Genomic DNA, 20,492 nt, shown 5'->3' on the forward strand with positions numbered 1-20,492 from the left:
GAACTGCCACTCTTAATTTCCGAAATGAAAACCCATTAAACATTTTGCATTACCTGAAAGAACTCATCGCGACGATCTCTGGAGATACTTACATTTTTCTGGTTGTCCATGATGATATAGCCGCCATCCTGATTTACGTACTGCTTCATGTGCTTGAGATTGATCAAAAAGGATCGATGAGGCTGGTAAAATTCATTTGAATCACTCAGCAAATCTGAAAAATACTTCAAGGGCTTAGAAACAAGTATTTCTCCATCGCTAAGCGTGAACACTTGGGTATACATCCTATCAGCTTCTAACAGAATGATGTCATCAAACTTCACAAATAGGATACCATTTGAAACCGGCAGCCCAATTTTTCTTACACTAGATGTCTTTAAGGTATTCTTCAATTCTTCAAACCGCTCGTTGACATTGGAGTTTCCGCGTTGGTGGATCGCTTTGCTCACTGCACTTTCTACCTGCTCGTCTCTTAAAGGCTTGAGTAAATAATCAACAGCATTAAGCTCAAATGCTTTGATTGCATATTCGCTATAGGCTGTTGTAAAGATAATTTCAAAATCTATTTGATCTGGAGAGAAGAAATCCAGCAACTCTATTCCAGAATACCCAGGCATTTCTATATCTAGAAAGATAATTTCTGGTTTGATTTCATTGATGAGTCGGACGCCTTCAGGAAGACCTTCCGCTTCATGAATATCCTTAATTTGAGGACAATTTTCCTTCAATAATATCCGAAGCAAGTTTCTTGCTTTCTGCTCGTCATCTATAATAATTGCCTTCATGTCAGATCTTTTCGAGTTCAAGATAGCTTGTATGGAAAAAAAGACACATCCCAGACTTCCAAAACAGCCTTTTGAGTTTCCTAATTGTCAAACAGGGGAATGATTAACTCCACCTTTGTCCCTGCCGGCTCCCCATCTGGATAATATAAATCTTCTGTTGTCACACCGATGCTTTTTTTCAATCCATTGTTGATCAAATTGAGTCTGCTCTGTGTCGCAGTAGTTGCGAAAGATTTGTGATTTGGATTCCTTTTCTTATTTATTTCCATAGACCTTTTTCTCCCTATTCCATTATCCATAATAGAGCAAACTAGAAAGTCATCAGATTCCTTAACCATCTTCACAATCAACACTCTATTGTCCTTCTTATGAAGGAGTCCATGTTTCAAGGCATTCTCCACATACGGTTGAATAAGAAGTGATGGAATTTGATCATTCATCTCAATGCTATCATCTAACTCTATCTCATATGAAAGTAATTCTTCAAATCGCAGTTTCTCCAATTCCATATACAAATTGAGCGCTTCGATCTCTTGCTGAAGTGAAATGAACTTTGCCTGGCTGTAGTTCAAATATATCCTCATGAGGTCTGCGAATTTGCCAAGGTATTTTCCCGCCAGCTTTCTTTCATTTAAGATGATATACTCTTGAATTGAGTTCAAAGCATTGAAAATAAAATGAGGATTCATTTGGGACTGAAGTGCAGAAAGTTTAGACTCATTTAATTGGTTGATTTCATCGGCTCTCCTCTTTTGATCAATTAACCTCTTTCTGAAAAACAGGTAAGTAACGAAAACCAATGCAAAAGCATTTAAGACATAAAACCACCACGTCTGCCAAAATGGGGCTCGAATTGTGAATGCATAAGATGCCTCATCAACGGGCTGTTTTTTGTAATTCAGTCGTACTTTAAAAGTATAATCACCCGGAGGCAGCGACTGATATTCAATTTTGTTATCGACATACTCGTTTGTTTCCCATCGAGCAGAAATCGGGTCCAAAAAATAGGAGTAGGTGAGATCATTTCTATTTCTTAAAGATTGCGCATCTATTTTGAACTTCAAGTTGTTTTCAAAATGTTCGAAAACAATACCATCAGAAATGATTTCATCTGCCGCATTAATGGCATCTATGTCCCGAATGGAGGGAAGATTTTTCGAATGAAGCAACTCCTGGAGTTTCATCTTCTGAATACCCTTTTGATGTAAGAACCATATAGACTCCTCATCTACGACAAAATCCTGAATCTTCTTTATCGATAGACCGTCAGATTCGCTAATACTGAATACTTCATTAGTGAGCCTATTAAACATTTGAAACCCTCCTTCTGTTGAAAGAAAAATATAGGGTTCCCGAACCTGAACCTGCCTCACATTCTTATCGAGTAGTTTGTCATTTACCTCTACAAATGATTGCAAGCCATCTGTACCAAGCTGTAATAATCCGTGCTTTTGAGTTGCAATAAGCACCAATTCTTGAGTCGCCTCCAGGTCGTTAACAAGAATCGAATTTTCATTGAATAACACATTGCTCACCTGAGCGCTATCTACTTTTTTTAACCCTTGACTTGATGCAACGATCAATGATGAGGTTCCTGGAATATTTTCCACGGCATATGTTCTTCCAATATTCGACACATACTGTGTGTCAAATTGCTTGCCGTCCCATGCTAAAACCGCTAATCTATTATTTGTGGCAAAGGCGAATTGGCTGCCTGATAATTTTGATACATCTTTTACTGCGCCTATCGATAGCTTGGCCAATTGTTTGCGCGACATCCTGCTGTACACATAAAAGTTCGTTTGATCTACAAACAACAAGTCGTCAGTAGGCATGTATTCCAATACCTGGACATATTTATCCCCTTGTTCTTTAATCAAAAAGAGCTCCTGTTTCGTCCAATCATACACCTCACCTTTGGTGGTGCCAATAAGTATTCCTCCATCATAATTTGAGCAAATACTGGAGGCGTTGAGGTGATCCAATGAAGTCAAATTAGTCGTGCTTGTATTTGGAATCACGATGATTCCGGTACCAAATGTGCCCAGTAGAATATTCCCCTCATGGTCTTCATGAACATACGAAATGAAATAATCTCCAAATAATGTTTCTCCACTTAGGTCGATTCTTTTTCCATACTTTTCGGTGAGTGGAATCCTTCTGCATCCGTTACGATCACTTGCCACCCAAACAGCATTTTCGGTTAGGTAAATTCTACTTAACCGCTCACTCGATTGAAAGATTGATTCGAGTACTATCGTATGATTTACTGTATCGCTTACTGCAAATAGCTCTAAGCCTTTATTGCCAAATAGTGGGCCTCTTTTATGATCAAAAAATGAAAACAGGTCAAAATCTGTTTGGGAAGAGGTCTCCAGTTCGATTTCTTCAACTTGACTCGTATCTATGCTAAACAGACGATTTTCCTTCGCATGCAAACTAAGCGAACCATCCCTGTGACGCATAAGGCTTGCTGAAATAAACCCCCTTTCTACTTTATCAATCAACTTAAAGATGGAATCATTTGAAAATCGATAACAGCTTTTGGAATTCACTACCAAGCTGTTATCCAACAAAAAATCAAAACTTAGATATGAGCCAAGCAAAGAATCTGGCACCTGATGGAATAAGCTCATCTGCCCATCCGACACTTTAAATATTTGGCCAGATAAATTGCTGCAATAGACATTACCTTGATAATCAATTGTCGGATTAAAAAAAGAACTATTCTTTATTTCTGGGTGGTCATAGTTTTGAAAAACGTATCCATCATAACTATAAAGTCCCTTATTTGTCGTGAACCAATAATCTTGATTGGCATCCTGGGCAATCCCATAGATATCAATCCCAGAAAATACTTCTCCTCCAATAATTTGATGATGAGGAGTCTGTGAGAACACAGCTCCGATTAAAAGAAAGTGAAATAGTATGCTTACAAATGATCTTTTGAACATCGATAGTTAAGATATCGTCTTCAATTTAGCTACAATCTGAAGTTTGGAAAAAATGTGCGCCCGGTGAACTCGTATGGTATTTTAGCTGTCTTAGCTAGCTTACTCACAGCAATCTCAATTGATCGCAAATCAATCACGTGATGTTTGATGCTCGCGCATTTATTTGTCATTCACAGGTAAGTGCACAACTCCGATTGGTAAGAATGGACATAAAATTCCTATAAACCCTTGAAAATCTTGCCTCTAAGCCTGATCTCATTACCTTTGCGCACTATTTTATTATGTGGTCAAAACTCGCTCATTACATCCTTCGATTTCGCGTAACCCTAATGGTCATCCTAGCAGCCATTACTGTGTTTATGGGATATCAATCTCAAAACATTAAATGGTCTTATGACCTTGCGAATATCGTTCCTGAGCAGGATGCTGATATGATCTATTTCAGGCAGTTCAGGAAGACATTTGGCGAGGATGGAAATATCATGGCTATAGGCATACAAGATAGTAGCGTATACCAATTAGAAAATTTTGAAAAGTTCAGCAAACTCACCTATACCCTTGAAAAGAAGGAAGGAATAAGAAACGTACTCGGTTTGCCTAATCTTCAAAAGCTTGAAAGGAATAATCAAAAAATGGCTTTTGAATTAAAGCCTGTTTTTGAAGAAGTTCCTGAAGATCAGAAAACACTGGATAGTTTACTCGAAGAAGCAAAAAGTTTAAAGTTTTATAGTGGTCAGCTAATCAATGACACCAATGGAGCCACCCTCCTCTTAATCACAATAAAGAAAGACATACTAAATTCTAAAAATCGTGATCAGCTGGTCGATTGCATCATCGATGAAGGGAAAAAGTTCGAAGAAAATTCTGGAATTGATGTCCATTTTGCAGGTCTCCCCTATTCCCGATCCATCACCACCAGCAAAGTAAAGGCAGAACTCAACATGTTTCTGGTGCTCTCATTGATTGTGACAGGAATCATATTGTTTTTATTCTTTCGGTCGTTTAAGGCGGTTGTCTTTCCATTAATCATCATTGGTGTGGTCGTGGTTTGGGTCATGGGAACGCTGGCGCTTCTTGGCTATAAGATTACCCTGCTTACAGGGCTTATCCCTCCAATAATCGTTGTAATTGGTATTCCAAATAGTGTATACATGCTCAACAGGTATCACCATGAGTTCAACGAACACGGTGATCAAATGAAAGCTTTGAGTAGAATCATTCGGAAAATTGGTGTGGTTACTTTCATTACCAACCTTACTACCGCTGTTGGGTTTTTCGTGCTCGCTACCACACAGATCAATGTTTTGGTAGAATTTGGTATCGTAGCTGGGATCAATATAATGGCGACCTTCATCGTTAGCATCATACTGATTCCTGGCGTTTTTTCGCTCTATAAACCGCCCTCTCAGAAGCACCTAAAGCATTTAAAATTTAAAATGCTGGACTGGGTTATTAAGAAAATAGATGTCGCTGTCCATAAAATGAGACCGGCAATATTCATTCTCACAATCGCTGTTGTGGCCGTGTCTGCGGTTGGTCTATACAAGATCAAGGCAGTTTCATTCATGGTAGATGATATACCTGAGAAGAGCCCTCTGAAAAAAGATCTTCGATTTTTTGAGAAGAACTTTAGTGGTATCATGCCTCTGGAAATAATCATTGATACAGGGACAAAAAAGGGAGTTCAAAACTTAAGAAACCTCAGAAAAATTAATGAGTTTGAAAACTTCATATCATCAATTGACGGTATTTCGCAACCAATTTCTGTTGTGAGCTTTGCCAAAGCCGCGCGTCAAGCATTCTTCAATCAAGACGAATCCTTTTACTCTCTTCCATCCAATCGGGAGATGGCATTCATCATGCGTTATTTAAGGGAGGGGGAGACGGAGGATTTATCTCAATCATTCATTGACTCTACCGGCCAATATGTGAGGGTATCATTAAAGATTGCGGATATTGGTTCAAATAAGCTGGATTCGCTTGTCAACCAAGTAATCGCTCCACAGATAGATTCCATTTTCATGGATTCTAAGATGATAGTAAATGTAACCGGCACTACTTTGATGTTTATCAAAGGAAACAAATTCCTCATTGAGAACTTACTCACCTCGATGCTGATCGCTTTTGTCATCATTGCCTTCATCATGGCATTGCTATTTAGAAACTTGAAAATGATCATCATTTCTATCATACCTAATATCATTCCATTGCTAATCACAGCGGGAATCATGGGGTATTTCGGCATCCCTTTGAAGCCAAGCACTGCACTCATATTCAGCATTGTTTTCGGAATTTCTGTGGACGATTCCATCCACTTTCTGGCTAAATATCGCCAAGAGCTTTTCGCAAAGAAATTTGATGTATCGAAAGCTATTAGTAAGAGTATCCGGGAAACAGGTTCCAGTATGATATATACGTCCATCATTCTCTTTTTTGGATTCATCATATTTGTGCTTTCTGAATTTGGAGGCACTATCGCTCTTGGTAAGCTCACCTCGATCACCCTGTTTTTTGCCATGATTACAAACGTGGTAGTATTGCCAGCACTCATCCTTCAATTTGACAGTGGCAAACGTGACAGATCCAAGCATCCGCTCATTGAAGAAATACCCGAACTAGCAGAGGGCATCGATGACGATGACAAATCCCAAAAAAAGAAAAAAACAACTAATTAGAACTTTTACGGACAAGTGAAATATCCTGAATATAAGAAAGTTAGCTATTCGGAAATTGCTAAAAGCATCCTCAAATTTTGGGAGGATAATGGCATTTTTGATCAATCAGTAATCACACGTGAAGGGAAGGATACCTTTACTTTTTATGAAGGGCCACCGTCAGCAAACGGTACTCCTGGCATTCATCACGTGATGGCCAGAACGGTTAAAGACATTTTTTGTCGATATAAAACACTGCAAGGGTATCAGGTAAAAAGGAAAGGTGGCTGGGACACCCACGGTCTACCTGTGGAGCTTCAGGTTGAAAAAGAACTGGGGATCACAAAAGATGACATTGGTAAAAAAATCTCTGTTGAGGAGTATAACGCCAAGTGCCGAGAAGCCGTAATGAAATTTAAAAGTCAGTGGGATGAACTCACCCGTCAGATGGGATATTGGGTAGATCTCGACAATCCGTATGTGACTTTTGAAAAAGAATACATCGAGTCTGTCTGGAACCTCCTGAAAAGGCTGTTTGATAAAGACCTCCTTTACAAAGGTTATACTGTCCAGCCTTACTCACCCGCTGCGGGTACAGGACTTAGTTCTCATGAATTAAATCAGCCTGGAACTTATCGTGACGTAAAAGACACTTCCATTATAGCCCAGTTTAAGGTAAAAAAAGATGATCGTTCATCTTTTCTATTCGAGCATGACACGGAGGACGTGCGAATCATTGCATGGACCACCACACCATGGACGCTTCCTTCTAATTGTGCACTGGCCGTCGGCGAAAAGATCACTTATGTCAAAGTAAAAACATACAATCAGTATTCACATGAGCCTGTATCTGTGATACTCGCAAAGGATTTGGTTGGTAAATTTTTCCCTGAAAAAGCCAAAAACATTTCTCTTGCTGATTATACGCCGGGGGATAAATTGATTCCATTTGAGATCATTCAGGACTTTAAAGGTGTCGATATTCTCGAAGTGAAGTATGAACAGTTGATGCCCTATGTGACCAACGATGAGTTGGAAGAAAAGGCTTTTAAAGTTATTCCTGGTGATTTTGTTTCCACTGAAGATGGCACAGGAGTAGTACATACGGCTTCCGTATTTGGTGCAGATGACTTTAGAATAACTCAGCAAGCAGGTGTCCCTTCTGTGATGATTAAGGATGAAAAAGGACAAGATATTCCCTTGGTGGATAAGCAGGGACGCTTCGTTGAAGAGGTAACAGATTTTGCGGGAAAATTTGTCAAAGAAGAATATTACAGCGACGAAGAAAGAAGCGATCAAGACTTCAAGCCTACAGACGTTCTGATTGCTATTAAGCTGAAAGAAGACAATAAGGCGTTCAAGGTGGAGAAATATGAGCACTCCTATCCGCACTGTTGGAGAACGGACAAGCCGGTACTTTACTATCCTTTAGATTCCTGGTTTATCAAAACCACAGCATTGAAAGATCGCTTGGTTGATCTGAACAAGACGATCAACTGGAAACCTGAATCTACAGGAACAGGACGCTTTGGGAACTGGCTCGAAAATTTGGTTGATTGGAACCTGAGTAGATCCAGATTCTGGGGAACCCCTCTGCCCATTTGGGTGACGGAAGATCGCACCGAAATGAAGTGCATCGGAAGCATCGAGGAGCTGGAGCGGGAGGTTCACAAATCTGCTGAAGCCGGATTTATGTCGGCTGATTTACCGAAAGATTTTGACCTTCATCGCCCATATGTAGATGATGTGATTCTTGTCAGTGACACTGGACAAAAGATGATGCGAGAATCTGACCTTATCGATGTTTGGTTCGATTCTGGTGCCATGCCTTACGCTCAATGGCACTATCCATTTGAAAATGATGAAACCTATAAAGCTAACTATCCAGCTGATTTTATTGCTGAAGGGGTAGATCAAACGCGGGGTTGGTTTTTTACATTGCATGCCATCGCAGTGTTACTCAACGACAGTGTCGCTTATAAAAATGTGATTGCCAATGGCCTTGTGCTTGATAAGAATGGCAACAAAATGTCTAAGCGATTAGGTAATGCAATCAATCCGTTTGAAACGTTGGATCAATACGGAGCAGACCCAACACGTTGGTATATGATCGCCAATGCCAATCCATGGGACAACCTGAAGTTTGACCTAGAAGGCGTGGCAGAGGTGCAACGTAAGTTTTTTGGAACGTTAACGAATACCTATTCATTCTTTGCACTCTATGCAAATTTGGATGGCTTTGAGATGGATGAGATGAATGTGACGCCTGTCATGGATCGTCCAAGATTTGACCGATGGATCTTATCGGAGCTTCAGATTCTCATCAGAGATGTGACCTCCTTTTATGAAGATTATGAGCCAACCAAGGCCGCACGTGCGATTCAGGATTTTGTGAACGATCAGCTATCCAATTGGTATGTACGCTTATCAAGAAAACGGTTCTGGAGAAGTGAACTAAATGCTGATAAGAAAGCCGCATATGAAACATTGTACGAATGCTTAATGGTGGCTGGCCAACTCATGAGCCCAATTGCTCCATTCTACTCCGAGTGGCTATATAAAAATTTGACTGACGGGATACGAGAGGCTGCAAAAAGGAACAATACTCCCCTGCGACATGATTCCGTGCACCTCAGCCAGCTAACCCAAGCAGAACCAGATAAAATTGATCAAGCATTGACTGAAAGCATGCATTATGCACAAAACATTTCTTCGCTGGTTCACTCATTGAGAAAGAAAGAAAAGATTAAAGTGCGGCAACCTCTTCAAAAAGTATTGATTCCTATTCTCAAAGCGGAGGTAAAGGAACGAATAGAAGCTGTTGAAGAGCTGATTAAAACGGAAATCAATGTAAAAGAAGTTGAGTATGTGGATGATGCTTCTGGTATTTTAGTGAAAAGCATTAAACCTAACTTCCGAAAGCTGGGACAAGCTCACGGGCCAAAGATGAAAGCTATCTCAGCGGTTATCAACGGATTTGGCAAGGAAGAAATAGCCGCAATTGAAAGAGATGCCTCTTTTGAAATAGAAGTAGAGGGTGAAAAGATCATCCTTACACTTGAAGATGTAGAGATTTCTTCACAAGACATTCCCGGATGGTTGGTAGCTTCAGAAAGCGGACTTACCGTTGCTCTGGACATTACACTTACGGATGACCTGAAAAAAGAAGGATTAAGCAGAGATATGGTGAATCGAATTCAGAATCTGAGAAAAGACAAAGGGCTCGAGGTACAGGACAAAATAGCCGTAAGCTATGCGACGGCAGATGCAATGATGAGTGCTGCGCTAACTGACTTTGCAGAATATATCAAAACAGAAACTCAGGCCGTTTCATTAGAAGCCAAACAGGCAGATGGAGGCGATAAGTTTGACATAGACGGAATTGAAATCAACGTACAAATAGAAGTAGCAAATTGATGAAAAATCAAGTCCTCAAATATTTCCTAATAAGCTTTGCTGTAATCCTTTTGGATCAAATTGTTAAGTTGATTGTATACTACAACATGGACATGGGAAGTCAAGGCCAGATTCTGATCTTCGGCACATGGTTTAAGCTACATTACCTCACAAATCCAGGGATGGCCTTCGGGATGAAGCTGGATTTCGAGTATGGCAAGCTGGTTCTTACCGTATTTAGAATAGGAGCTATGATTGCCATTGGTTCCTACCTGTATTCACTGATAAAGAAGGAAACAAACACCGGCCTGCTTTTGTGTATTGCATTGATTTTGGGAGGTGCAATAGGAAATCTGATTGATTCTGTTTTCTATGGGGTTTGGTTTGACAATGCTCCCTATGATGCTCCCACTGCATGGTTTCACGGGCAGGTAATCGACATGTTTTACATAGATATTTGGGAGGGATATCTTCCAAGCTGGATTCCTTTGATCGGTGGTGATTACATGGCATTATGGCCAGTTTTCAATATTGCGGATGCATCAATTTTTGTCGCGATATGCTTTATTATCGTTTTTCAAAAACGGTATTTCAAAAAGGAAGAAGAAGAGACTGAAGAGATAACCAATGCTAATGTAGAACAATCCATAAATGAGTAAGTATTGAAGCAAATTCACATTCTCAACGGTGACTCATTAAAAGAGCAGTTTCCAACGGTTCAAATCCACGGGGAAATGCTAGTCGCCAGAGAATGTCTTATTGAAGGCCCTTCAAATGCTAAGTCTCTGGATGCGTTTCTTCAAATTAGATCAGATTTTATTAAAAAAAGTTATGGCGGCTCATATGCTGGAACTGCTGAGGAAATACGAAAAATCAATTCACTTACTGATGCCGAAGTAAACCTATGGTTTGAGGAAGACCTTTTTTGTCAGGCTAACCTGTGGTTCGTCTGTAGCCTTCTGTATCTCAAACGAGTAAACGTATTTCTTGTGATGCCAAAGGATTCACTCCGCTATGGATTTGGCGGATTAAATGAGCAGCAATTGATTGAGGCATTTCAAAACAAGAAAGCGCTAACTCCAGTCAATGTGAATCAATTTGCATTGCTTTGGTTTGCTTATCAAAAAAATCACATTGAGCGCCTGCTGAAGTTGGGTGTTCAGATGCATAGTGACTTCCCCTTTGTTATGCGAGCCATCGAAGCGCATTTTGATCGACTTCCTAAAGGAGATAAACCTGGACTGCCTGAACAATTGATCCTGGATATCATGGAAGAGAAATCCACCAATGATTTTGGCACTATCTTCCGCGAGTTTATTGAAAGAGCTCCTATCTATGGGTTTGGTGACTTGCAAATCAAAAGGATTTTTGATGAGATTCAGAAAAATCAAGAGCAGTAGCAATCTTTAAAATTTCGGGCTACGTCAGTCGCATCTCCATTTCAACTTTGCATTTTGTGCTTAGTGAAATAATTTAGATGATGGCCAAACCCAAACTGAATTATATGGCGCTAACACCGAAGCTATCCTAATTGTAAAATCCCAAATCGACCAAATCATGGCAAAATCAAAAATCGACTACCGGCACATTTTTATTGAAGCACTACTGATCGTATTCACCGTATTGCTGGCTCTAGGATTAAGCGAATGGAGGAGTTCCATCAAAGAAGATCAAACACGTGAGGCGGTATTGAATAACATTCTGAAAGAACTTCAGGCGAATAAAAACGATTTAGACAGAAAGATGGATTACCACCTTGCCATGTCACAAAAGCTTGGGAGGTATTTATCGAATGATAGCCTGTGGAATAGCCTAACCTATAATTCAGGTATGGAGGCTATGATTCAAATACTGGAAAGAGGAATATGGAATCCAATACTCCAGAACAGCGCCTGGAGGAGTGCAGAACTTAGTGGTGTCGTAAATACGTTCGACTATGAAACGACCTATATTCTTTCGGGTGTATATCGCGTGCAAGAAGAAGGACCTGATTCCAGTTGGAAAAAAATTGCCGGATTATTCGCAGATCCTACATCCTACGATGCTGGCAGTGCTCGAAGACTTGCGCTCATGCTCAATCTGGGTTTTGCTGAACTCCATTCACAGGAGAAGAGCCTGACGAAATCGTATGACAAAGCAATCAATCACTTGAGTAAAGAATAAAATATTTAAGTGACTTTGTGATTTTTCGAAATTCAATTTTACATTAGTCCTTATAAATGCTAAACCAAGGGTTCTAAAGGCTTTTGAAGCACTGGATCAAGAGATTCAAGAGCAGATCAAGTTGGCGTATCCAGAGGGTTTCGAGGAGTACTTAATCAAGTACGTAAACAAAGATGGACTGTACCAAAGCGGACTCCCATTTGAAACAGAAGACAAGTACTTTTTGGTGAAGATGACACGTGAAGAAGCAAACAGCCTTATCGCTGAAGATGACGACTATGATGATGATGGTAATCTACGGGATGAGGTAAAAGAAGAATATGAAGATCGTCATGCAGAAGAGGACGATCTGGAAGAATAAAAAGGCCACTCTAGCTAAGCGGCCTTTTTTTATGCTTTAGTTACAAACATTCTCTTCAAGGAAAATCATGACCTCCGTAAGCTCCTTAATCCCATTTGTAACTCCAGGGATTTTATCATCTACGCCACAACCTTCCAGTAAGGAATATAACACCTCATCTACATTCTTTTTATAGACAATGCTTCTTGTGAGTTTTTCATTGTCAACAATGTAATACTCTTCAAAATAGATTGCTCCATCTTCATCGGGTGTAAAGAGCTCATTTACTTCATTTGCGGTATTCATAGCAGCTACTGTGGCATTCCCAATAGACTGACCAAAATCTTCACCTCGCTTTTGACTCTCCTCCAAGCTTCGCTTAGCCGCAGCTTCTGCAGCTTCCTCGGCTATCGCCTCACCTACTTCCTGAATGGCTACCTTAGTCAAATTTGTAGTTCCTTCTCTTGCATGCGTAGGGTTTGGATTTTTGAAATAGCTAAACCTCCCTGTAGGATTGCCAACCGAGATGAATTGCCTCCCAACTCTGATGTAATGGTAGTCGGTACCATTGATTGTTTGAATTAAATAAACAACACGATTGCTGGCAGCCATGTGAGTAGTGACTTCATCGTTTTCATTGGCATACTTGACACCAATAGGTCCGTAAATTTTTGTTCCATCGTGTTCGTCTGCCTCTCGCACTCGCATCGCGATCTTACCTGTTTTTTCATCACCATTTTCTAAAAACAGTTTACCAGGGTGAAAATTTTTAAACGGTTTCTTAAAATCATTTTTAACGTCTTTCAAAAGAATTACTCCGTAGAATTTGGCTACCTGGTCTCGCGGATATTTTTCCTTCTTTCCTCCGGTAGGTTTTACCCGAATCTCAACAGTATCTCCATTCAATACTTTTAGTTGAATCTCCCCATCTTTTCGGGTTCCGTTGGTTAACTCTACATACCCTCGAATAAAATTGGTAACAATTGTTTCTCCTTTTCCAGAAGACATCCGTGAGGCAGCTGTCCACTGCGCGCTAGCAAATAGGGGCAGCAACAATAAAATGGTGGCTAGTTTTTTCATAATTTTTCTCTAATTATTCATTGGTTATTAAAACAAAGGCAGCCCAATAGTAGGGATCCTCGTATTTCTTTTTCATCTCCTGCTGTGCTTGTCTGAAGGCATCTTTCAAGCTAACTCCAGATTGCCAAAAGCGATAAAGCGAAATCATTAATTCTTTGGTGGCCTGGTCATCCACTTTCCAAAGACTCATGATCAGGTTTCTAGCGCCAGCTATGGTGAAAGCTCTTGATAAGCCATAGACCCCCTCACCATTGATCACTTCTCCTTTCCCTGTCTCACACGCACTGAGTACCACTAAATCCGTATTTTGAAGATCAAGGTTCATTGCATCATATGAAGTGAATAAGCCATCCCCCTTGTTCATGCCATCAGTGTTTTTAGGTTTTGACAACAACAAGCCAGACCTGAACAGGGGATTATCTAGCGTCAAACTTCTCTGCCCGCTTTTGGATTTCGTGTCTTCTTCAAAAAAACCATGTGTCGCAATATGCAAAATTATTGGTTGTTTGATTTTCTTAAGAGCGCTTTCGCTGGCTGCTTCATCCATCAAAACCTGCGTCTCCATTTGTAGAATCTTATTTATCGCTTCTATTTCTTCTCTAGTACCTGGCAGTGGCACGGCGCTACCGTCAAAATTAGGGTTGCCAATAAGTACAGCATTGGGGTTCCTTTCCAAATTGGGATTTCCCACAATCGATGACGTATTTGGAACAAGAACAATATCCAATAGATCGATGATGTACTCCCCTTCCGATTGAAGCGCATTGAGATTGATTAGATTGTAAGCACCATCTAAAGACAAATATATTCTAGCATAGCCCGCTAGCTGATCAGCAAAGGGTATCCAAAACTTTTTGTAAGACAAGGACTCTTTGGTTTTCGTCCGAATGACATTGTGATAGTAAGGGGTCATTTTCTTTTCCAGCTCTTCCGCATTACCAATAGGAACAAAACTGACTTCTTCTTTTTTGGTTACTAGTGCCATATATGTCGAACTTTCATTGTCTGATACTCTGATGATTTCGACGGCTGCTTCTTCATCACCGAGTTTGTCTTGAATAGCTGACAAATTTGCGGATACATTGATTGTAGACGACAGTGTCACAGACCTGTTTATCTCTTTTTCAAGCGTATTGGCTTTCTGCTCCAAGTCTTTGATACCTACTCCCAACTCTTTGACATCTTCCATGGTAAGTCCATAGTAGCTTGCCAGAGTTTCTTTCAAAACAATCCACTCTTGATACTTTTTCTTCAGGTCTTCATCGAGTGATGATTGCAAGCTTCTACGTATTTGATTGGTATTATGTAGCAACAATCCCTTTGTTTGAAGGCGTAGATTGTAAGCTTCATCAAGAATCTCTGGAAATTGATTGTGGTTAGCGGAAATAAATGCATAATAGGCATTGAGATCCGGGTTTAGCACACTCCAAAACCTGGCTTTCTCATGCTCGGTCATCGAATAGAAATAACTCTCGACCACCTTCAAGTATCGATTCATAGTGGCTGAAAGCTGCTGACGAGCCAAAACGTTTTGCCCATTTTTCCAATGAGCCATGGCGAGTTTCGTACTAACTGATAAATAATTTTTATGCAGAACTCCCAAACGAGACTTCCTTCCTTCGACCACTTTCTGATATTCCAATACTGACTGTGCATGATCTTTTAGAGCCATCAGATAGTCCGCCTTGAGCTCCAGTGCATCCAGGTAAGTGAGACTAGACGCTCCAAGGTCCTTTTCCAACTCTTCCAGATTTTTTTCTATGTACTCATCTAAAAAGGCAGTGTTATTCAAGCGCAAGTTCACTCGTGCCAGATCAAGTTGAATCTTCCAGTAATCAGGATGCTTACTTGCACCTTTGAGCTCATAAATATCTATCGCCTTTTTTAGCTGACCTGTAGCTTCTTCAAGCCGACCTGACTCCAGATACAATAGCCCAGAGTTGACAAGTATTCGTGCATAATCCAGGGAATGGTCAGGGAAAACTTCTGGCTGCGCTTCAATCATTTGTAGTAGGGCTAACGCTTCCTTTGCCTGGCCTAGCGAGGACAAAAGCATGGCATGATTATTAGCTGATATTACATACAATAGGCTATTTTTTGAATACCTTTTTTCAATGAAACGAAGGACATATGAAAGCATATCGGAAGCAGCATCGTACCTTCCTTGATCCTTCCTCAACACTGCCAAGTTATGGAGTGTTGTAACATACGCCAACGATGTTTTTCCAAAAACCTCGCCTCTGATACTGAGCGCCTTTAGAAACAACTTTTCCGCAACCGGGTAATTCCCAATATGATGATGATAGATTCCTAAGTTATTGATTGCATGTGTGAGGTCATCATATGCATCTTCTGGAATTGGCTTCTTACCTACTTGTCGAAGGAACTTCTCAGATTTTGTGAATCGCTTGTCTTGCCATTTCGATAGCTTGAATACATCAATGGGGCCAGTGTCTTCCAGTTTGACCATATCTTCCAATATCTCATGATAATATCCAACGCTCCGTCGATAATGCCCCCTATAAAACTGCAAGTCACCGTTAGACAGTTTCGCATCAATCTCGGTATTGAAGTTGTGTTGTCGATCCACAGGATCGAAAGCCATCTGTAGCCCGTCACCCAACGTGATGGACAGTTTAAGAAGCTGGTCATTTGGTTGGGCAACGGCTTTGATGGAAAAACATATACTTAGAAAAAGTATAGTTCTCACTTTCTACTTGGTGTAAAGCTTTGCGTTCAAAAACTGCATAGTAGCTCTTGGATCTCCCATCTTACGAAGGACATTTTTGCTATCCTTGTCCATACTCAGATACTCAGCACTTCCCATTAACTCCCCTTTGATTTGTCGATAGTTCTTGCCTGGTATGTACATGGCATATCTCCCGTTTTCTTCATTGAGTAGGATGTATTCCTTTGCATATAGTTTGATTATTTCTTCTGATGTCCAGTCTGTATCACCTTCAGTGCCCGTTTTAGTAACACTACCACCAGCCTCTCTTAGCTCACGATCAGCGCTTTCCATGGCAGCCCCTGTCAAGGCATCAGCCAAGTCCCCACCCATAGAAGAAGTTGTTGGATGTGGATTTCTAAAATGGATCAACTTGCCTTCTCTGTGCAGAATCTCAACATATTCATTTTCGTAATTGACAAATTCTTTTTCTTGACCATTGACGGTAAATACTACTTTCTGCAAGGAACCATCATTCGCATAATTCTTGACAACACCAGAGGGTGTAGTCAAGGTAACGTCTGTAGCGAACCAAATTTTGGGTGGCGCGGTAACTGATACAGCGCCTTCGATTTTCTCGCCTGCTGATGTAATGACATAGCCATTGGTGGAAACGGATTCGTCAGTCGTCTTTGTAGCAAGGAAGCTTGCATCTATTGGATCATACGCGTCGGCATCATCTATAGGTTCTTCCTCATTTTCAATTGCAGAAGTCACCGAGGTTGACTCTTCTGCCACAGCAGCATTCGTAACTGTGCCATACTCACCTACTCCAAAATTGGAAAGCTCGGAGGCTTCAAACTTTAGCTTTTGCTTGTCCTTTGTTTTAAGAGAAAAACTCTCGACTTTTTTCTTAACCTCTATCACTGTCATCTTACCTTGATATACAGCTCCAGACTTAGTGACCACATATCCATTGTTAGTCACAGCTTTTCTTTTATTGCTTGGCTTAGCTGGTGCATTTGGGTCGCCCATAAGTTTCACCTTATCCATGGTAAACCAATCAAATGCATCAGGTGTATCGTTAATCAAATTGTCTGAGAGTCCGAATTCCTTAAGACTTCTCATATAAAAATCGTAGGTCAACTCTCCTGTTTTGATTTTGACACTGGATAGGCTTCTGTAGGAAGATCCAAAAAGTGATATCTGCCCGTCAAATCGTGTTCCATCTTTAATGACCACATAGCCATTCTGAAATTGTGTGAAATATCGATCTGCAGAAGCTCTTACTTTGTAATTGCCTTCTTGAGTGGTATTGACTTGTGCGGAGCAAATGGTAGACGTTGCGATGCTGAAAAGCAAAAGCCCATTTTTAATCATTTTCATACGTTATTAGGTTTTAAGCGGTTCGTTAAATTAGTAATTAATTACTTGAGTACGACAGGAAGGTACTACCACTGGTGCATAGCTCGAATATACGTATCCTGAATTGATCCCCTTAACGTGTCTTTATTAAAGCCTATTCAAACAAAAATCTCACCGCCAATTAGACTACTTAACACTGAATGTGAAAGACTCGCTAAACAACTCCCCGGATGCGCTAATCCCTTCAATAACACCCTTATAGGTGCCAGGCACGTCTGAGGTATAGAACTCCACATCTTGGGTTTCTTCCAGCGCCAAATCTCCATTCCAATAAAGCAGTGTCCTAAAGTCAGGCTTTGGGCTACTTTGAGCTAGATCGGTTTCATATTTAGGGAACAATGGTGTCAACAACCCCTGATTGCTGGGCAGGGAATACTCACTGGCGTTTTGAAATCTAAGAGTAACACCTGATTTGGTGAAAATTCCAATTACCCCATAAAAAGTGACTTCTCCTATTAAGTATAATTCTACGCCAACCTGAATTCTATCGATCTTACTTGGGTGAATCTGCTTGACCATGTTTGGATCTGCGATTACTGCCCCGTCAATAAGGATGAGCGGATCTGCACGGTTAAAAACCCGATCTTCGTTTTTGATTCTGAATGATAAATCTCCCTTTTTATTGCTCACCGCTACTTCTGAGATATACTCTTTGAAAGTCGTTTCAAGCGAACTAAATCTCGTGTAGTCGTCCAGTCGATAAGTCGTATACTCACTTTCAAAAAAGTTTATGTAGTTGAGTGAGTCTATTTGTGTGAATTCATCTTTGGACGTATTATTTACCTGCATGTAAACGCTCCTTTTGGAGATGGCATTTAAGTCCCCCTCGGTTAGTGTGAATGAAGGTATTTCGTTTGTGGAAAATTCATCAGAAAATGCCGGATCAATAAGAATCTTAAAGCAATCGTCGGCTTTTTCAGGCTTGATTTGAACATTCGGTCTCGGAATAAATTCTGAAGTGATAAACAAAAACTTTCCTTCATCATCAGTTCTGGCCGTATAAATAATTGTATTTTCTCCCTTATTATATAGGTATATAATCTTACCCGGAACAACATTACCATCGCATGCTGTCACAACTCCAGTAATCATTTGTCCTTCATATTCGGCTACAAATTTTTCTTCTTTTTTTGTGGTGGCCGACTCTGAATTCTCAAAGTATCCAACAATTCCTAAGCTAGCGAACTTATCCAGTGCATCTATCTTATAAACAGATACAGAAAGACTAGCAGCATCTTTCTTATCTGCCAAGTTTTTCAACTTAAGACTCACCTTTTCTCTTGTTGAAAAATTTCTTCTTTCCTGAACCACCTCAAGGTTTCTAGACTTGTTTGCCAATGGCTTATAAATCTCCGCGTCAGGTATCGAAACTGAGTCTGTTGATTGAGTGTTTGATACAATTCTTACACTTTTATCACTCACCGATACGAGTGGGTTTATAATGGAAACGAATTTCTCAAAATACTTTTCCGGAGAATCGTTTCTCATCCAGCGTGTATAGCACCTCAGCCGATACCCTGCTGTATTCACAGAAAAAGGAACGTAAAGTGACCCCTGGCCCATTCCATCTTCTAATTTGATGCTTTGCTGTAGAATAGCTTCATTCTTACTATTCAAAACCTCAACATACGCTACTTTGCTTACTCGAGAAGGTGAATTTGTCTCCCTAAATTGTTGACCATCCCATGAGCGTTCATAGCTTTTCGCATAGACCTTGAACCAAATAGTCTCTCCAACCACGTAGCTATGTCTATCCGTGTGTACATAAACACTCTCTCTCACGTTTTCGGAATTGACTTGTGCTTGAGAAATGTAAGGATTCACAAATGAGTTAAGAATCGTTATCAGAAATAGCAAATGCTTCATATTTATTTTATTTAAAACCAGAAACTTGGTTTGACATTGGTTCCCCCTTGTTCTCTACAGTCTGCACAAAATTTAGTTGTATAAGCCACCGAATTAGTCTCAGGAACATACACAGTGGGAATGAAATTATCTTTGGAAAGAATCCTTATTATTTCATCTGGCTGACTAAGTGAAATCGTAAATTGGTTACAAAATACTTTTTTGCTCGGATTTCTTACCAAATCTCTTCCATCTACAAAGACCCGCTTCTGCGACCTAGTAGATGATCCTATGAACCCTATTACGCTCTTTGACGGATCACTTGTGCACTGCAGGTTTGAGCTAATTTGCGAGGGCTGAGGATCAAAAAGAGTACCGAGTGATTCGCTATTCTTCTCCAAAAGGGTCCAAAATTCATACTCATCGGCTGACACGGCGTATTGGTTTACCAGAATACTGTATGCAATAACGAATTTTTCTGTCTGTCTTAGTACATAACGTATAATGCGCTTATTCGAAATCAGATCTTCCTCAAATTGAATGGTTGATTGAGATAATATATCTGTCGAATGCTCGGTTTTCCAACACCATGTAATTTGATTTTCGTCACTTCGTCTAAAGAGTTTTTCTCCATCAAAATCTAAGCGAGATGTATACCGTGCCCTATACTGATGAGTTTCGCTGTAATCCCATAAATAATACCTTGTGTTATTATCTACATCTCTTGTAGAAAGCAAAATCTCAAGGGTACCCGCTAAGGTGTCTACTTTCACAACTAAATCTGAAATAGGTGGTGTCAAAAGGAGCGTTCTATAGTCAGAATGATAAACTTCCTGATTATTTGTCTGAATGCTGATCCGATACTTTCCATTAATGGTCAAATCCATCTCTAAGAAATAAGTGCCTGCTTCCACTTCATTCAACTGTCCTACGACGTTTCCAAGTTCATTCTCAATTTGAACAACTGCATTCACTTCGGGTTTTATGCTGAATGAATCCAAATTGGCCGTTCTACTCAACTGAATGAGCGTTTCTTCGTCTCCAATTCTACCCTCTACCACCAAGATTCCCACATTGGAATTGGCAGACGGCACATCGAATGGGTCCTCGCATGCAAGCAAAAACGCACAGAAAATGTATAGATATGATATACTTTTTCTTCTTGACATTAACCTTTTAAAC

General features: G+C 40.2%; 13 protein-coding genes. 6 read left to right on the forward strand and 7 right to left on the reverse strand.

Features of this window, described 5'->3' with window-relative positions:
* Positions 1 to 35: 35 nt before the first annotated feature.
* Positions 36 to 785 (reverse strand): LytR/AlgR family response regulator transcription factor, encoded by a 750-nt coding sequence (locus tag ABJF57_RS02825; protein WP_462231443.1) that lies wholly within the window; start codon positions 783 to 785, stop codon positions 36 to 38.
* A gap of 80 nt (positions 786 to 865) precedes the next feature.
* Positions 866 to 3,739: a sensor histidine kinase gene (locus ABJF57_RS02830; protein WP_462231441.1), complete on the reverse strand. Its 2,874-nt coding sequence runs from the start codon at positions 3,737 to 3,739 to the stop codon at positions 866 to 868.
* Between the two features lie 281 nt (positions 3,740 to 4,020).
* On the opposite strand from ABJF57_RS02830, the gene ABJF57_RS02835 reads away from it, so the two are divergent.
* The 6 genes from ABJF57_RS02835 (at position 4,021) to ABJF57_RS02860 (ending at position 12,313) form a co-directional block, all read left to right on the forward strand.
* Positions 4,021 to 6,414 (forward strand): efflux RND transporter permease subunit, encoded by a 2,394-nt coding sequence (locus ABJF57_RS02835; protein ID WP_462231439.1) that lies wholly within the window; start codon positions 4,021 to 4,023, stop codon positions 6,412 to 6,414.
* A gap of 15 nt (positions 6,415 to 6,429) precedes the next feature.
* A complete protein-coding gene (gene ileS / locus ABJF57_RS02840) occupies positions 6,430 to 9,810 on the forward strand; it encodes an isoleucine--tRNA ligase (RefSeq protein ID WP_462231437.1) in 3,381 nt (1,126 codons plus the stop codon).
* Positions 9,810 to 10,448: a lipoprotein signal peptidase gene (locus ABJF57_RS02845; protein ID WP_462231435.1), complete on the forward strand. Its 639-nt coding sequence runs from the start codon at positions 9,810 to 9,812 to the stop codon at positions 10,446 to 10,448. Before ileS ends, ABJF57_RS02845 begins: the two co-directional genes overlap by 1 nt.
* A gap of 3 nt (positions 10,449 to 10,451) precedes the next feature.
* The gene (locus ABJF57_RS02850; protein WP_462231433.1) at positions 10,452 to 11,189 is read left to right on the forward strand and encodes a DUF1835 domain-containing protein; all 738 of its coding nucleotides are present in this window, start codon (positions 10,452 to 10,454) and stop codon (positions 11,187 to 11,189) included.
* A 157-nt stretch (positions 11,190 to 11,346) separates the two neighbouring features.
* On the forward strand, positions 11,347 to 11,952 hold the full coding sequence (locus tag ABJF57_RS02855) for a hypothetical protein (RefSeq protein WP_462231431.1): 606 nt from the start codon (positions 11,347 to 11,349) through the stop codon (positions 11,950 to 11,952).
* A gap of 121 nt (positions 11,953 to 12,073) precedes the next feature.
* Positions 12,074 to 12,313, forward strand: a complete 240-nt coding sequence (locus ABJF57_RS02860; RefSeq protein ID WP_462231429.1) for a hypothetical protein — start codon at positions 12,074 to 12,076, stop codon at positions 12,311 to 12,313.
* Positions 12,314 to 12,349: 36 nt separating this feature from the next.
* Here ABJF57_RS02860 and ABJF57_RS02865 read toward each other — a convergent pair whose 3' ends face one another.
* From ABJF57_RS02865 to ABJF57_RS02885, 5 genes are all read right to left on the reverse strand, one after another.
* Positions 12,350 to 13,372, reverse strand: coding sequence for a hypothetical protein (locus ABJF57_RS02865; protein WP_462231427.1), 1,023 nt, complete (start codon positions 13,370 to 13,372; stop codon positions 12,350 to 12,352).
* 13 nt (positions 13,373 to 13,385) lie between these two features.
* Entirely contained in the window at positions 13,386 to 16,082 is a 2,697-nt protein-coding gene (locus tag ABJF57_RS02870; protein WP_462231425.1) for a CHAT domain-containing protein, read from the reverse strand.
* Positions 16,083 to 16,085: 3 nt separating this feature from the next.
* Positions 16,086 to 17,426: a hypothetical protein gene (locus ABJF57_RS02875; RefSeq protein ID WP_462231423.1), complete on the reverse strand. Its 1,341-nt coding sequence runs from the start codon at positions 17,424 to 17,426 to the stop codon at positions 16,086 to 16,088.
* Positions 17,427 to 17,591: 165 nt separating this feature from the next.
* Positions 17,592 to 19,331: a carboxypeptidase-like regulatory domain-containing protein gene (locus ABJF57_RS02880; RefSeq protein ID WP_462231421.1), complete on the reverse strand. Its 1,740-nt coding sequence runs from the start codon at positions 19,329 to 19,331 to the stop codon at positions 17,592 to 17,594.
* A gap of 11 nt (positions 19,332 to 19,342) precedes the next feature.
* Positions 19,343 to 20,479 (reverse strand): DUF4249 domain-containing protein, encoded by a 1,137-nt coding sequence (locus ABJF57_RS02885; RefSeq protein ID WP_462231419.1) that lies wholly within the window; start codon positions 20,477 to 20,479, stop codon positions 19,343 to 19,345.
* Positions 20,480 to 20,492: the final 13 nt, after the last annotated feature.

The sequence above is a fragment of the Ekhidna sp. genome, assembly GCF_039940915.1.
In the GTDB taxonomy this organism is placed as follows: domain Bacteria; phylum Bacteroidota; class Bacteroidia; order Cytophagales; family Cyclobacteriaceae; genus Ekhidna.